Raw genomic sequence first — 14,625 nt, 5'->3', positions numbered from 1 at the left:
GTATTCGTAGTCAAGGGTTTTGAGTGAACTTATACGCATTATTAGAGTCTGGCTTTCCTAAAAATCGCGAGGACTGTGCACTAGAAACCCAAGACGGACTGTATTACTCGTGGCGCGATCTCGATCGCGCCACGGCCATGATGGCAAATCTTCTCAAGAGCTTGAAGTTACCCCAAGGCTCACGAGTTGCTGTCCAAGTTGAAAAATCCCCAGAAGCACTTTTCTTATATCTGGCCACTCTACGTGCCGGGTATGTGTACTTACCCTTGAACACGGCGTATCAAGAGTCTGAGATTCAGTATTTTCTAGAGAATGCAGAACCAGCCGTTGTCGTTTGCAGTTCCAAGAACTTTTCTTGGATTTCAAAGATTGCATTTAAGAGCGGCACTCAAAATGTATTCACCCTCGATGAGAATCGGACCGGATCACTTTTAGATCGCGCTGCTCAGTGTTCCGATCAATTTAAGACCGTTAAAAAAGCCGACGACGAACTAGCTGCTATTTTGTACACCTCCGGTACTACAGGTCGCAGTAAAGGTGCCATGCTCACGCACGGTAACCTGGGTAGTAATGCCCTGGTATTAAAAGAGTTTTGGGGCTGGAAAAAAGGTGATGTCCTTTTGCATGCTCTGCCCATTTTCCATGTGCACGGATTGTTTGTTGCTGCCCATGGCGCTTTATTAAACGGCAGCAAAATGATTTGGTTGCCTCGTTTGGATACTGCACAACTCATTAAGCATTTGCCACGCTCAACCGTCATGATGGGCGTGCCAACATTCTATGTACGCCTTCTGCTGGATCCGAACTTTAATCAGAGCGTCTGTAAAAACATGCGCCTCTTTGTTTCAGGCTCCGCACCTTTATTAACTGAGACCTTTAATAATTTCCAGAAAGTGTCTGGTCATACTATTCTTGAGCGCTATGGTATGAGTGAGACTGTGATGTTGGTCTCTAATCCGTATAAGGGTGCCAGAGTTGGGGGATCCGTTGGCGTTCCTCTTCCTGGAGTTGAGGTTCGTGTCGTGAATGAATCCGGATCACTCTGTGATGTCAACGAGATTGGTGCCATTGAAGTGCGCGGTCCGAATATATTTAAGGGCTACTGGCGCATGCCTGAGAAGACCGCTGAGGAGTTCACTAAAGACGGTTGGTTTAAAACGGGTGATGTGGGTCGTTGGGGCGGTGAAACCAGTGCCGGTAAAGTGCCTGATCACTATCTGTGCATCGTGGGTCGCAATAAGGATTTAATTATCTCGGGTGGCTACAACGTCTATCCAAAAGAAATTGAGAGTTTTATTGATGATATGGATGGGGTTGAGGAAAGCGCAGTGATTGGGATTCCGCATAAAGACTTTGGTGAGGCGGTCATGGCCGTGGTGGTTCCAAAGCCAGGCGCCAAACTCAATAGCCAATCGATGATCGATGCTCTCAAGTCAAAGATTGCAAACTTCAAAGTTCCCAAGCGGGTTGAAATTGTCAACGACTTACCCCGAAACGCCATGGGTAAGGTCCAAAAGAACGTATTGCGCCAGCAGTACAGCCATTAAGCGCCAAGCGCTTTATGGGCCTCATTGAACATAAAGAGCGCCAAGAACATTAGCATTACCCCAAAGACTCGCTTGAGTTGAACGACATTGAGCTTGCGAGCTAATTTTGCTCCAAGTGGGGCAGTAAAAATACTCGTTGCTACGATGCAGGCAACGGCCGGTAGATAAATGAAGCCAAAAGATCCTGCCGGTAAGTCGGGCCGACCAAAGCTACCAAATACGTAACCCAAGGTTGACGCAAGCGCAATCGGAAAGCCGAGCCCCGAGGAGGTTGCCATTGCGACATGGGGACTCACATTGCACCAGATCATGAATGGCACGGTGACAAAGGCGCCACCGGCACCTAGTAAGCTCGATAGCCCTCCGGAGAAGGCGCCATAAGAGAATAAGCCGACCTTACCAGGTAGCTCACGTTCCGGCTTGGGCTTTTTGTTGATGAACATCTGAATCGAGGTGTACACAATAAAGATGGCAAAGAAGAGGGAGAGCCAGCCAGTATTGAATGCCTCAAATAGTTCGCTACCTCCTAAAAAACTCCCCACAATGATTCCGGGGGTGAAGCCCGCAACCAGTTTCCAGTCAATTGAGCCATGGCGATGATGCGCCCGAATGGCTGACAGTGAGGTAAACAAAATGGTGGTCATTCCAGTGGCAATGGCCATATGAACAATGATGTCTTGGCTAAAGCCCTGGTGATTAAAGACAATGATCATGAAGGGGACCAAAATCATTCCCCCGCCAATCCCAAGCAGACCCGCTAAGAACCCTGCACAGGCTCCGCAAATCAGCAGGATTGCAATATCAGTCAGAAACATGCAAGGATCCCCGCCTTGGTCGCTAGACCGTCATCCTGAACCCTAAAGTTCAAGGTGGCACGGTAGCAATACTTCGGGTGCATCAAATGACTCAGGGAGTATCGGACTAGCCCACACTGTAAATCGATCAGACGCTCGCGCCCATACTGCAATACCCGTTCCGTATGCTTACGCATCGGTTCAAGGAACTATTGGCCTTGGCGCACCAGGCAGGGAAAGTGTTTTGATCAGGGAATCGACTTGCTGTTCAAGCGCATTGACTTCCTGCTCAATCAAAGTCAGTTGTTCGGGGTCAACCTTGGGGGCGTTGGCTGCTTGTGCCAAAGATTGCTGAGCTTGAATCAGGTCACCCGCTAATTTAATGGCCGCCATCATGGCTGCCCGTTCAATACTTTTATTACCACTGGCTAGAGCTAACTTAATCTGTTCATCTACTAAGGTGCAGGCCTCGCGAAGTAATGGCTCATGATCGCTTGATGTAGCTAGCGTGATTTTATGGCCAGCAAGGCTCACTTCAATGCGTTGTTGGGTCATGGTCTTTATCGATGATTGCGTTATCGCCTAACAGGTTCATTTGGCGAGAATCACTTTGTTCTGGCAGGCGCTTTAGGATGTGCTCAATACGCTTTTGGGCATCCTCAATTTTTGACTCAAGGGCAACGCGATCGTTTCGTAATGCCTCAACAGAGGCATTCACCATTTTTAACTTCTCAGAAAGGCGTCGGAGCGTTTGCTCGATGGAATCTTGCGACATAAACAAGATCGTATCAGAACTAGGCTAATTTCTTTTTGGAGGTCTCGGTCACCAGATAGAACGCTAGCGAGGCAACAGCAATGTAGCAGAGGGTGAAGAACAAATTACCAAAGAAGTAGGTTCCAAAGATCTCAGCAAACCCTAATAGTGAAGCATTGCTCTTTTGGAAATAAAAAGCCCCACTTGAGATCAACTCGCAAATTGCCACGCCACCAATTAAGGCTACAACAAATTGACCAATCTTAAAACCTTGCTGTTCGAAGTGCTGCCGCAACCACCGACCAGCTAACCAAAGTGCCAAATATGCAGGAATCAGGGCCGCGTACGCAAAGTTAAAGAGGTAATTACCCATGGCCAAGTAGTCGATTACAAAGGCCTGAACTAAAACGATTACGAAGAGAATGGGGCTCAATAAAAAACCAAGCATGAAGGCGATTGCCCAGGTGGCATCCGGCAGACTCATCATGGAAGCCACATGTTGACCTCGGGTGGCCCACAAAATCAAGGAAAAAACCACTGCAATCCCAACAGTCTGTTTGGTCGAAAGATTAAACATGTTTCCTCCTTGAGTAATGAGCCTATTTTAGACCTAAATTAGCAAAAATCCTTTATTTCATGGCGTACCGAACCCCGACAAAAAGGTTCGATCCCGGGGTATTAAATCCATAGGACAGCTGGTAATCCTTATTGAAGATATTGTTCCAACGACCAAAGATCGACCAATCTTTGGCAAACTCGTAATTGCCATACAAGTTGAAGATCGCATAGCCGCCCATATAACCGGAGTTACCAGAGTTATAGCGACCACCTTGGAAAGTTCCTTCGGCACCCATATTCACTTTCCGATAGCGGTACTCGGCGCCAAGGTTTCCGAATTGACGAGCACGTTTTGCTAGCAAAAACCCAGTAGTCTGATCAATTGGATTTTGCTGATCATAGGACGCCTTTAAGCGAAGACTTGATAACTTTGCAATGCCGCCAACCGATACACCAGAGATTTTTGCAACGCCAGCGTTTCCAGCACAACCATAGTTTGGACCATTGAGTTGTGCAATCGTACACGGGGGAGCCGTGGTGGTGTACTGAATGAGGTTGGTGATGGTGCTATTAAATCCAATTAAATGTAGATCTAATTTGCTAGATTCATAGTGCAGACCAATCTCGGTATTTTTACTCTTTTCCGCTTGCAAATTTGTATTGCCGTAATCTGGAAAATACAAATCATTAAACGAGGGCGCTTTAAAGCCGGTGCCGTAATTAATATTGCCTCGAATTTGTTTAGAGAAAAAATAGCCATACGATGCGCTACCGGTTGTTTGTGGCCCATATCCGGTAATACTGTCATTGCGAAGCGCGAGGTTTGCTAAGTGAGATCCGCGCTTAAGTTGATAAGAACCTGCCACGGTATTGGTATTTTGGTTTTGACTGACAATTCCACCATCATTCGAATACCCGTTTAAAGTTTTTCGCTCGGCAACGAGTTGCAACAAATCGCTGCCAATTTTGATATCGTTCTGCCAGGAATAAATCATCTGCTTTGTTTTATAAACAGGATTCCCGGAGCTATAGAGGTTTTGTGAGTAATCATTTGATTGGGAGATTTGAAGCATGCTTTTCCAGTCTTTGTTGATTTGATTATTCGAAAACAAAGAAAAGATCCCCAAATTACTAATTTGGCTTCCTATACCGCCACCATAAAAATTAGCAACGGGATATTGATTGTCGAGTCGCGAAGCCAAAAACTGAAATCCAAACTCTTGACCACGATCCCATTCCTGGGCAATACGACCAGCACCACCACTTTTGGTATAGCCTGTTCGATTTTGACTTAATGCATTTCTATTATTTGTAGCTACAGAATTAAATCCAGTAGAAATCTCTTGGGATCCACTGAGGGCATAGCTTGTTGTCTTGGTGTCTCCAAAGGAACCATAGAGGCTTGCATCCGTAATGCTCGTGCCGTAACTACCATATCCCGTTGAAGCGTTCGCTTGAAAAGGCCCGGTTCCTTTTTTGGTGAATATCTGAATTACGCCACCAATTGCGTCAGAGCCATACAAGCTACTCTGCGGCCCAAAAATGATTTCGATTCGATCAATAATGCCAAGTGGAATTGCTTGTAAAGAAAATCCACCCGTTCCCGCAGCTTGAGTGCGAACGCCATCGACTAATAAAAGAGCTTGATTGGAGTTTGATCCCCGCAAGAACACGCTTGCTGCTGACCCTGGGCCGCCAATAGTAGAAATCTCCACCCCCCTTTGTCGCTGTAATAGCTCCACTAGACTCGTTTGCCCAGCATCAGCTATTTCTTCTGGGCCGATGTAGACGTAGTCAGCTAGAACGTCATTGGCACGCGTGGGGGTACGAGTTGCAGTGACAATTACCGGATCCATTGGATTATTGGCTGTACTGACCGAGACACTGCTGCTTTGAGCAAATGTAGTTGGGTTACTGAAAACAAGGGTTGAGGCGAGGGTGAGTGCAGATAGGCGCCAACGGTTCTTGGCTCCGAAAGAGTTACGGCAAGGTTGCATGATGAATCCCAAGTTGTAATGCCTGCCAACCTCCCCGTTAGCGGGCGATACAGAATTCGGAATAGGGATGAGCGTCAATGAGGGTGTGCGAGGACCCTATATTGGCGCGCGAAGATCCCCGTCCGCGAAATTCCACCTGTCTTGGCCGGTATCCGGGCTGGTGAACTTTAGATTTGGCCTTCCCATGTATTGACACACAGTGGCTTATCAAACCATAGCGCTAAATGACTAGCGCATTCACTTACCGTTGCGGGGGCAGCACACGTTTGGGTAGTGTTTCCCGTTTAACCCAAATGCAAGCATTTGGGCACCACGACAGCCCTATATTACCCTATCTGCGACTAGGAATAACCCGAATATGTGATGTTGAAAGGCTTACAATGAGAGGTTCAAGCACATATTTCAATGACCATACTAGACAGACATCCAGAGAAAAACCTAATTCGCTTGCAGCTAAGCCAAAACATTGTCCTGCGTAATCTAGACCCGGGCAGCATGGCTGAATTAGAGAGCTCTCTTGAGATCTCGGATCTGAAGAAATCCGAGATCTTATTGCGCCAAGGTAACTATCAAATGGAGCAGTATTTTGTTCTCGATGGAATCTTGAAGCGCATTGTGTCGAGTGCCGATGCAAAAGAAATGATCTTGCGTTTTGCCATTGAGAAAGATATTGAAACCAGCTACGCCGCTTGGCGCTTACAGCGCGCCGCTCCATACAGCATCGCTTCGGTTACCAAGGCAAGGGTGGCGAGGATGCCGCTTAAAAAGTGGGCTGAGTTTCTAGAGAATCATCCAAAACTGAAAGAAAGTTTCGAGTTTGAGGTAATGCGTCTCATGAGTGAAATCATGGCGCACACCATTACCCTGCACATGCTCGATGCCCCGGGCCGAGTCGAGCGATTTTTGCGGAAATATGAAAACTTGTTCGATGTTTTGCCCAAGAAAGAATTAGCCGCCTATCTCAATCTCTCACCCGAAACTCTAAGCCGTTTAAAGAGTAAACACAAAGAGCTATTTATATAAAATAAAAGGGTTTTTTAGGGGATTGAGTAGGCTCTAACCCTAGGTTTTTATTGGATTTTAGGGGAAATTGACGAAAGTCAATGCTGAAGCTATCTATGAGTCCTAAGATTCGTTTCAGTTCAGCGGAAACTCTTTTATGGAGGCAATGCTGAAGACAACCAATCCCACGGAGAGAGACAACGTTATGTTGACAGCGACGAAAGAGCATTCTGCCAATGCTGCTGCAGAAGATACCCCATTAACCGACGGTTTCCATTTGGTAATCGATGCGCTTAAAGCGAACGATATCGATACTATTTTTGGACTCGTTGGTATTCCAATTACCGATCTAGCTCGCTTGGCTCAAGCGGAAGGAATGCGCTTCATTGGCTTCCGCCATGAGCAGCATGCAGGTAATGCTGCCGCGATTGCTGGTTATATGACCCAAAAGCCTGGCATCTGCTTAACGGTGTCGGCCCCAGGATTTTTAAATGGCTTGACCGCCCTTGCTAATGCAACTACCAACTGCTTCCCCATGATCTTAATTTCTGGATCGAGCGAGCGTGAGATTGTGGACTTGCAGCAGGGTGATTACGAAGAAATGGATCAGCTCAATGCTGCTAAGCCCTATGCGAAAGCTTCTTACCGGATTAATAAGGCAGAAGATATTGCCATTGGTGTCGCTCGCGCCATTCGTGCTGCGGTCTCTGGACGTCCAGGCGGCGTTTATCTCGATCTGCCTGCACAGTTATTGGGACAAAGTATTCCGGCTCAAAAGGGACAAGAATCATTGTTCCGCGTGATTGACGCAGCACCGAAGCAGATTCCTGCTCCAGACGCGATCAAGCGCGCTATCGATGTGTTGAAGAATGCTAAGCGCCCCTTAATTTTGTTGGGTAAAGGCGCAGCTTATGCGCAAGCCGACCAAGAGATCAAAGATTTGGTTGAGAAATCGGGCATTCCTTATTTGCCAATGTCCATGGCCAAGGGTTTATTACCCGATAACCACCCACAGTGCGCATCCGCAGCGCGTTCATTTGTGTTGGCAGAAGCCGATGCGGTGATGTTGGTTGGTGCCCGCTTAAATTGGTTATTGGCTCACGGTAAAGGTAAAACTTGGGGCAATCATTTGAAGAAATTTATTCAGATTGATATTGCGCCGACCGAAATCGATAGTAACGTTCCGATCGCAGCACCTGTCATTGGTGATGTTGGTTCGTGTGTGACTGAGATCTTGAAGCAAATTGCAAGCGTTCCCAAGCCCAGCGCTGAATGGATTAATGCAATCAACGAGAAAAAAGAGAAGAACATTGCCAAGATGGAGGAGACACTCTCCAAGAACCCATCGCCTATGAACTTCCACAGCGCATTGCGTGCAATTCGCGAAGTGGTGAAGGCCAATCCCGAAGTCAATATCGTGAACGAAGGTGCCAATACGCTTGACTATGCCCGTAGCATCGTCAATATGTACAAGCCACGTAAGCGTTTTGACTCCGGAACTTGGGGCATTATGGGTATTGGTATGGGTTACGCCATCGGCGCCGCAGTGGTAAGTAAGTTACCGGTCATTGCGATCGAGGGTGATAGCGCATTTGGATTTAGCGGCATGGAACTCGAAACCATCTGCCGTTATAACTTGCCAATCATCACGGTGGTATTTAACAATAACGGCGTTTACCGTGGTACTGATGTGAACCCCACGGGTGGCTCTGATGTTGCGCCAACCGTGTTTGTGAAGAATGCCCGTTACGACATCATGATGGAGGCGTTTGGTGGAGTCGGATATAACGTCACCACCCCTGAGGAGTTGACTGATGCATTGAACAAGTCATTAGCTTCTGGCAAGCCCACCGTCATCAATGCTGTGATCGATGAAACTGCCGGTACTGAGAGTGGTCGTTTAACCAACCTCAACCCAGCTTCTACTGCAACTAAGAAGTAATCATTAATTGATATAAAGAGTCCAAAGGAGATTCAAGATGAGTAAACCACTAGACGGAATTCGGATTATCGATTTCACCCACGTACAAGCAGGTCCTGCTTGCACCCAATTGCTTGGCTTTTATGGTGCCGACGTCATTAAAGTAGAGCGTCCCGGCTCTGGCGACGTGACCCGCAGTCAGTTGCGCGATATTCCGGATGCTGATGCCTTGTATTTCACGATGCTCAACGGTAACAAGCGTTCCTTAACCTTGGATACCAAAACTCCTCAGGGTAAAGAAGTGCTCGAGAAGTTGATCAAGGTTTCTGACGTAATGGTTGAGAACTTTGGTCCTGGTGCCTTAGATCGCATGGGTTTCTCATGGGATCGCATTATGGAATTGAACCCCAAGATGATCTTGGCTTCCGTAAAAGGCTTCTCCGACGGTCACTCCTATGAGGATCTAAAAGTGTATGAGAACGTGGCTCAGTGTGCTGGCGGTGCTGCATCGACCACCGGTTTCTGGGACGGCCCCCCCACCGTATCTGCTGCCGCATTGGGCGATAGCAATACCGGTATGCACTTGGCGATTGGTATTTTGACTGCCCTCATGCATCGTCAAAAGACCGGTAAAGGTCAAAAAGTGGCTTGCTCAATGCAAGACGCCGTATTGAACCTCTGCCGTGTGAAGTTGCGTGACCAGCAGCGTTTGGATCGCGTCGGTTATCTCGAAGAGTACCCACAGTATCCTCATGGCAAATTTACTGATGTTGTGCCCCGTGGCGGTAACGCCGGTGGTGGCGGACAGCCTGGCTGGGTCTTAAAGTGCAAAGGCTGGGAAACCGATCCAAATGCCTACATCTATTTCACGATTCAAGGTCATGCTTGGGAACCAATTACCAAAGCTCTCGGTAAGCCAGAGTGGGCAACCGATCCAGCCTATATGACTGCAGAAGCTCGTCAAGATAAGATTTTTGACATCTTCGCAACCATTGAAGATTGGCTCAAAGATAAGACCAAGTACGAAGCGGTTGATATCTTGCGTAAGTACGATATTCCATGCGCACCCGTACTCTCGATGAAAGAGATTGCTGAGTCACCTGATTTGCGTGCCAGCGGTTCCATCGTGGAAGTGGATCACAAAGTACGCGGCAAGTACCTGACAATTGGTAGCCCCATTAAGTTCTCCGATCTGAAAGTTGAAGTGAAGCCATCCCCAGTTTTGGGTGAGCACACCGATGAAGTTCTCTCAGATCTAGGCTACAGCAAAGACCAAATTGCTCAGTTGCATGCAGCAAAAGCAGTCTAATCGTATTCGTGATTAAGCAATGGCGCCTGCGGGCGCCATTTGTTTTTCAAGGGGAGCGGATCATGGACGATGAGGTCGATCTTCATCAGCTGATTGAGGCGATTGGCGATGCTGTCGTAGTGTCCAATGTAGCAGGCAAAATTACCCTGTGGAATCGGGCCGCCGAAGAAATGTTTGGATACACCGCGGCAGAGGCCTTGGGACAAAATCTAGACATCATTACACCGGAGCGATTTCGGGCGCGTCATTGGGAAGGCTATCACCACTCGATGGAAACAGGCACCACAAAGTACGGCAAGCAAACCCTGCGAGTGCCAGCTATTCATAAAGATGGGCATACCTTGTCGATCGCATTCACGGTCGCCATGCTTCATGATGAACATCATCGAGTGAGCGGTGTGGTTGCGGTGATTCGGGATGAGACCGCACGATTCTTGGAAGAAAAAGAACTCAAAAAGCGTCTGATCGAGCTGGAATCCAAGCCGGGGGCTTAATTGGCGTGTTGACTCAAATTGGTCATCGAACACCATTTTTGGCTAATACCAGCACTGGTAAAATGGCTTTCATCATATTTTCATACTTTTTAGGACTTTTTTATGGCTAAAGCACTTGAGGGGATCAAGATCCTCGACTTTACGCACGTTCAATCTGGGCCGACGTGCACCCAGTTGCTCGCTTGGTTTGGAGCAGATGTCATCAAGGTGGAGCGCTCGGGTGAGGGTGATGCAACACGCAATCAACTCCAAGATATACCTGATGCCGATAGCTTGTATTTCACGATGCTCAATCACAACAAGCGCTCGATTACCGTGAATACCAAAACACCAGAAGGGAAGGATATTCTGGAGCGTCTAATTAAGCAGTGTGATGTCTTGGTTGAGAACTTCGCTCCAGGCGCTTTGGATCGCATGGGATTTACCTGGCAGCGCATTCAAGAACTCAACCCTCGCATGATCATGGCTTCGATTAAAGGATTTGGACCAGGGCCTTATGAGGATTGCAAGGTGTATGAGAACGTTGCGCAATGTGCGGGCGGTTCTGCATCAACTACGGGTTTTGATGATGGCCCACCCATGGTAACGGGTGCGCAGATTGGTGATAGTGGAACTGGTTTGCACTTGGCGCTTGGTATTGTGACCGCACTTTATCATCGCACCCACTCTGGCAAGGGGCAAAAGGTCGATGCTGCCATGCAAGATGCGGTTCTCAACCTTTGCCGCGTCAAGCTCCGTGACCAACAGCGTTTGGAGCGTAATGGCACGATGCAAGAGTATCCACAGTTTCCCAATGGTAAGTTTGGTGATGCAGTGCCTCGCGCGGGCAATGCATCTGGTGGTGGCCAGCCCGGTTGGATTTTGAAGTGTAAAGGCTGGGAAACTGATCCTAATTCCTATATCTACATCGTAGTGCAGGCTGCAGTATGGGAAGCTATTTGTAAAGTGATTGGTCGTGAGGATTGGATTACCGATACCAATTACGCGTCGCCCATGGCGCGCTTACCACGTCTGATGGGAATCTTTGCAGAGATTGAGAAGTGGACCATGACCAAGACCAAGTTCGAGGTGATGGATATTCTCAATCAATATGATGTGCCCTGTGGCCCAATTCTCTCGATGAAAGAGATTGCTGAAGAGCCTGCCTTGCGTGCCACTGGGACCGTGGTCGAGGTCGATCACCCCATTCGTGGTAAGTATTTGACTGTTGGTAATCCGATCAAACTATCGGATAGCCCTACCGAGGTCACTCGTTCCCCTCTATTGGGCGAGCACACCGATGAGATCTTGCAAGAACTTGGCTTTAATATCGATGATCTGATTGATTTACGACATAAGAAAGTCATCTAATGCGCATTGCACTGATTGGCAGTCAAGATTTTGGTAAGGCCGCACTCGAGGCTTTTCTGGAGCGTGGGGATGAGGTGGTGGCTGTGTTTTGTCCACCCGATAATCCGAAAGCCACCAAGCCCGAGATCCTTAAAGAGACCGCTTTGGCTCGGGGCCTCAATATGCTCCAGTTCCCTAGTCTCAAGGGGCCTGAGGCTGCCAATGCAATGCGCGATAGCAAGGCTGATATTTGTGTGATGGCCTATGTATTGCAATTTGTACCCCAGGATTTAGTGAAGATTCCTCGGTTTGGCACGATTCAGTATCACCCATCGCTGTTGCCAAAATACCGTGGTCCCAGCGCCATTGGTTGGTCGATTGCTTTGGGCGAAACCAAAACCGGATTAACGATCTTTCGACCCTCAGATGGTTTGGATGAGGGTGAAATCATTTTGCAAAAGGAAGTACCAATTGGTCCAGACGATACCCTGGGTCAGGTGTACTTTAATCATCTCTTCCCATTGGGGGTAAAGGCATTATTGGAAGCAGCTGACCTCGTAGCGGCCGGCAAGCATCAAGAGATTGTGCAAGATGAGTCGCAAGCAAATTATGAAGGGTGGTTTGACCAAGCCGCCGCTCGGATTCATTGGTCAAATCACGTCAGTCAAATCTATAACTTGATTCGGGCATGCAATCCAGCCCCAGGTGCATGGACTGCGCTTAATGGTGAGAAGGTTCAGATCTATGATGTGCGCAAGCATGTCACCCCGACCTTCGGATCGGTTAAGGGTAAGCCTGGCGAAGTGGTTGAGGTTAGCTCAGACTCGTTTAAGGTGGCCTGCCATGGCGGCCAGATCGAGGTTCTGAAAGCCAAAGTTGGAAAAGGTTCCAAAGTCTCTGGCTCTGAGTGTGCCAGTGCAGCCGGTATTCAAGTCGGCCAGTTCTTTGACGCTTAAACCTTAGATCTCGAGATTATCAATCAAGCGGGTCTTGCCAAGTTTGGCGGCTGCCAAAATAACAAGTTCTTTCTTTGCCAGTAAATCATCATGGCTGGGTGCTAGCAAATCGGCGCGTTTACGAATCGCGATGTAGTCAGGTTGCCAGCCACGTTGTGTCAGGGCACTGCTAGCCTTCTTTTCCAGATCACGCAGGGATTGATCTAGAGGTTTCGGGTTACTAGCCCGATGAATGGCATCTAAAACATCTAACCGTAGTTGTTGCAGACTGGCTTGCAAATGCGGGGCCTCAGCGCGCTCGGCATCACTGAGATAGGCATTGCGCGAGGATAGTGCCAAGCCATCATCAGCCCGAATAGTTTCACCAGCCACAATCTCAACGGGCAAGGCAAATTGATGGGCCATCTGGCGAATAATCATCAATTGCTGGTAATCCTTTTTGCCAAAGACCGCAACGCGCGGCTGAACGCAGGAGAATAGTTTTAGGACAACGGTACAAACCCCCTTAAAGAATCCGGGACGGAACTCGCCTTCCAAAATATCGCCCAACTGCTTGGGTGGATCCACACGGTATTCCTGTGGCTCGGGATACAAGACCTTCTCAGTGGGGGCAAAGAGTACATAAACCCCTTCCTTTTCAAGCTTCTCGGCATCCGCCTCTAGAGTGCGCGGGTATTGATCAAAATCTTCATGAGGACCAAATTGCAGGCGATTTACAAAAATACTGGCAATTACTGGATCACCGTGCTGCCTTGCAATGCGCATTAAGGAGAGATGCCCTTCATGCAAATTACCCATGGTAGGAACAAAGGAGGCACGATTTTGGCCGCGCAACTGGTCGCGCAGTTCTTGAATATCGGTAACGATCTTCATGCGCTTGGTGTATAGGCCAGTCGGACGTAGATGGGCGCGTAGGGCTCGGCTTGCGTGATTTCAATGAGAGATTCACGGGAGAGTTCAAGCATCGCAATGAAGTTCACCACAATCACGGGGACACCATTACCAGAACGAATGGCATCCTCAAATAGCTCGCTGAATTCGACAAAGCGGGTGTTCTGTAAGCGCCGCAGAATGCGCGTCATGAAGTCACGAACCGATAACTGCTCGCGTGTAATAGTGTGGTGTTGATTAAGTTTGGCACGGTGTAAGACATCACGCCAGGCCATCTGTAAATCTTCAAGGTTCACCTCGGGCCACGTGACTGCAACACTGGTATCGACATAGCCATGAGCCACCTGAAAGTCACGACCCACTTGCGGAATGCGATCAAGTTCTTGGGCAGCTAATTTCATGCGCTCGTATTCCAGTAAGCGCCGTACTAGCTCAGCGCGTGGATCTTCGACCTCTTCATCACTGTCTGCTTTTTTCATGGGCAGGAGCATGCGCGATTTAATCTCAATGAGCATCGCTGCCATCAGGAGATACTCGGCCGCCAGTTCAAGATTGTGATGACGGATTTGGTCGATATAACTGAGGTACTGCTGCGTGACCTCGGCCATTGGAATATCGAGGACATTGAAATTCTGTTTACGAATTAGATACAGCAGCAAATCCAGTGGACCTTCGAAGGCTTCTAGAAAAACCTCCAGAGCATCTGGTGGAATATATAAATCATTTGGTAACTGAAACAGCGGTTCGCCATACAGCTTGGCAAAGGCAGAGCTTAAGCCATCAATTTTTTCTTCTGATGGACCATTGGGGAGCGGCTCGAGCTCCTCAGTCATTGCCATATACGTAGGCGCGTTGCTTGACTTTAGCCAGTTGGTTGCGTCGGATCTCTTCGGGGCTCAGTGCAGGCTTATCCCACAATAGGGCACGACCTTCACGCTGCGCTTGTTCCAGATGGGGATTTTGAGACTTGAGTTTTTCTAAAAACAAGGTGGCTTGAGATTTATATTTCTTCATAAAATCAATAACTTAGCTAATAAAACAAATTCCAACACCCTTCATTATTAACGATTTTT

General features: G+C 48.1%; 14 protein-coding genes, 1 other RNA gene, 1 pseudogene and 1 riboswitch. Of the genes and pseudogenes, 7 read left to right on the top strand and 9 right to left on the bottom strand.

The annotated features are described in order from the left end of the window. Window positions 1-23 precede the first annotated feature (23 nt). Window positions 24-1,547 (top strand): malonate--CoA ligase, encoded by a 1,524-nt coding sequence (locus QUE62_RS07140; RefSeq protein WP_286223386.1) that lies wholly within the window; start codon window positions 24-26, stop codon window positions 1,545-1,547. Here QUE62_RS07140 and QUE62_RS07135 read toward each other — a convergent pair. From QUE62_RS07135 to QUE62_RS07115, 6 genes and pseudogenes are all read right to left on the bottom strand, one after another. Beyond that, window positions 1,544-2,362 carry a sulfite exporter TauE/SafE family protein gene (locus QUE62_RS07135; protein ID WP_286261287.1) on the bottom strand — a complete coding sequence of 273 codons (819 nt, stop codon included), beginning with the start codon at window positions 2,360-2,362 and terminating at the stop codon, window positions 1,544-1,546. The genes QUE62_RS07140 and QUE62_RS07135 overlap by 4 nt on opposite strands. A 3-nt stretch (window positions 2,363-2,365) precedes the next feature. Next, a non-coding RNA gene (gene ssrS, locus QUE62_RS07130) (6S RNA) lies at window positions 2,366-2,581 on the bottom strand. A gap of 84 nt (window positions 2,582-2,665) precedes the next feature. Continuing rightward, window positions 2,666-2,896: pseudogene (locus QUE62_RS09135) on the bottom strand (cell division protein ZapA); the annotation flags it as partial. Next, complete coding sequence (locus QUE62_RS07125; RefSeq protein ID WP_108508911.1) at window positions 2,877-3,116, bottom strand: hypothetical protein; 240 nt, start codon at window positions 3,114-3,116, stop codon at window positions 2,877-2,879. The gene QUE62_RS07125 and the pseudogene QUE62_RS09135, both read right to left, overlap by 20 nt. Before the next feature lie 19 nt (window positions 3,117-3,135). Further along, entirely contained in the window at window positions 3,136-3,672 is a 537-nt protein-coding gene (locus tag QUE62_RS07120; protein WP_286261285.1) for a hypothetical protein, read from the bottom strand. A gap of 52 nt (window positions 3,673-3,724) precedes the next feature. Next, complete coding sequence (locus QUE62_RS07115) at window positions 3,725-5,650, bottom strand: TonB-dependent receptor domain-containing protein (protein WP_286261283.1); 1,926 nt, start codon at window positions 5,648-5,650, stop codon at window positions 3,725-3,727. Between the two features lie 126 nt (window positions 5,651-5,776). Further along, window positions 5,777-5,980: riboswitch (cobalamin riboswitch) on the bottom strand. A 75-nt stretch (window positions 5,981-6,055) separates the two neighbouring features. Between QUE62_RS07115 and QUE62_RS07110 the strand changes: the two genes are divergently transcribed. The 6 genes from QUE62_RS07110 to QUE62_RS07085 all read left to right on the top strand — a co-directional run bounded on the left by QUE62_RS07110 (window position 6,056) and on the right by QUE62_RS07085 (window position 12,661). Next, window positions 6,056-6,673 carry a Crp/Fnr family transcriptional regulator gene (locus tag QUE62_RS07110; RefSeq protein WP_108508908.1) on the top strand — a complete coding sequence of 206 codons (618 nt, stop codon included), beginning with the start codon at window positions 6,056-6,058 and terminating at the stop codon, window positions 6,671-6,673. A 184-nt stretch (window positions 6,674-6,857) separates the two neighbouring features. After that, window positions 6,858-8,594, top strand: a complete 1,737-nt coding sequence (gene oxc, locus QUE62_RS07105; protein ID WP_286225120.1) for an oxalyl-CoA decarboxylase — start codon at window positions 6,858-6,860, stop codon at window positions 8,592-8,594. Between the two features lie 37 nt (window positions 8,595-8,631). Further along, window positions 8,632-9,882, top strand: a complete 1,251-nt coding sequence (frc, locus tag QUE62_RS07100; protein ID WP_286226529.1) for a formyl-CoA transferase — start codon at window positions 8,632-8,634, stop codon at window positions 9,880-9,882. 62 nt (window positions 9,883-9,944) lie between these two features. Further along, window positions 9,945-10,376, top strand: coding sequence for a PAS domain-containing protein (locus tag QUE62_RS07095; RefSeq protein WP_286262597.1), 432 nt, complete (start codon window positions 9,945-9,947; stop codon window positions 10,374-10,376). Window positions 10,377-10,478: 102 nt separating this feature from the next. Further along, window positions 10,479-11,726, top strand: a complete 1,248-nt coding sequence (gene frc / locus QUE62_RS07090; protein WP_286261281.1) for a formyl-CoA transferase — start codon at window positions 10,479-10,481, stop codon at window positions 11,724-11,726. Continuing rightward, window positions 11,726-12,661 carry a methionyl-tRNA formyltransferase gene (locus QUE62_RS07085; protein WP_286223378.1) on the top strand — a complete coding sequence of 312 codons (936 nt, stop codon included), beginning with the start codon at window positions 11,726-11,728 and terminating at the stop codon, window positions 12,659-12,661. Before frc (QUE62_RS07090) ends, QUE62_RS07085 begins: the two co-directional genes overlap by 1 nt. Before the next feature lie 3 nt (window positions 12,662-12,664). Here QUE62_RS07085 and panC read toward each other — a convergent pair whose 3' ends face one another. From panC to QUE62_RS07070, 3 genes are read right to left on the bottom strand one after another with little or no spacing between them, the layout of a single operon-like run. Further along, complete coding sequence (panC, locus tag QUE62_RS07080; protein WP_286226528.1) at window positions 12,665-13,534, bottom strand: pantoate--beta-alanine ligase; 870 nt, start codon at window positions 13,532-13,534, stop codon at window positions 12,665-12,667. Then, window positions 13,531-14,385: a segregation and condensation protein A gene (locus QUE62_RS07075; protein WP_458574702.1), complete on the bottom strand. Its 855-nt coding sequence runs from the start codon at window positions 14,383-14,385 to the stop codon at window positions 13,531-13,533. The genes panC and QUE62_RS07075 overlap by 4 nt, the downstream gene beginning before the upstream one ends. After that, a complete protein-coding gene (locus tag QUE62_RS07070) occupies window positions 14,378-14,566 on the bottom strand; it encodes a DUF3460 family protein (RefSeq protein WP_108508900.1) in 189 nt (62 codons plus the stop codon). The genes QUE62_RS07075 and QUE62_RS07070 overlap by 8 nt, the downstream gene beginning before the upstream one ends. Window positions 14,567-14,625: the final 59 nt, after the last annotated feature.

This window comes from Polynucleobacter sp. HIN9 (assembly GCF_030297635.1).
In the GTDB taxonomy this organism is placed as follows: domain Bacteria; phylum Pseudomonadota; class Gammaproteobacteria; order Burkholderiales; family Burkholderiaceae; genus Polynucleobacter.
The sequence above is the reverse complement of the archived record's forward strand: the minus strand, read 5'-3'. Positions and strand labels throughout refer to the sequence as shown.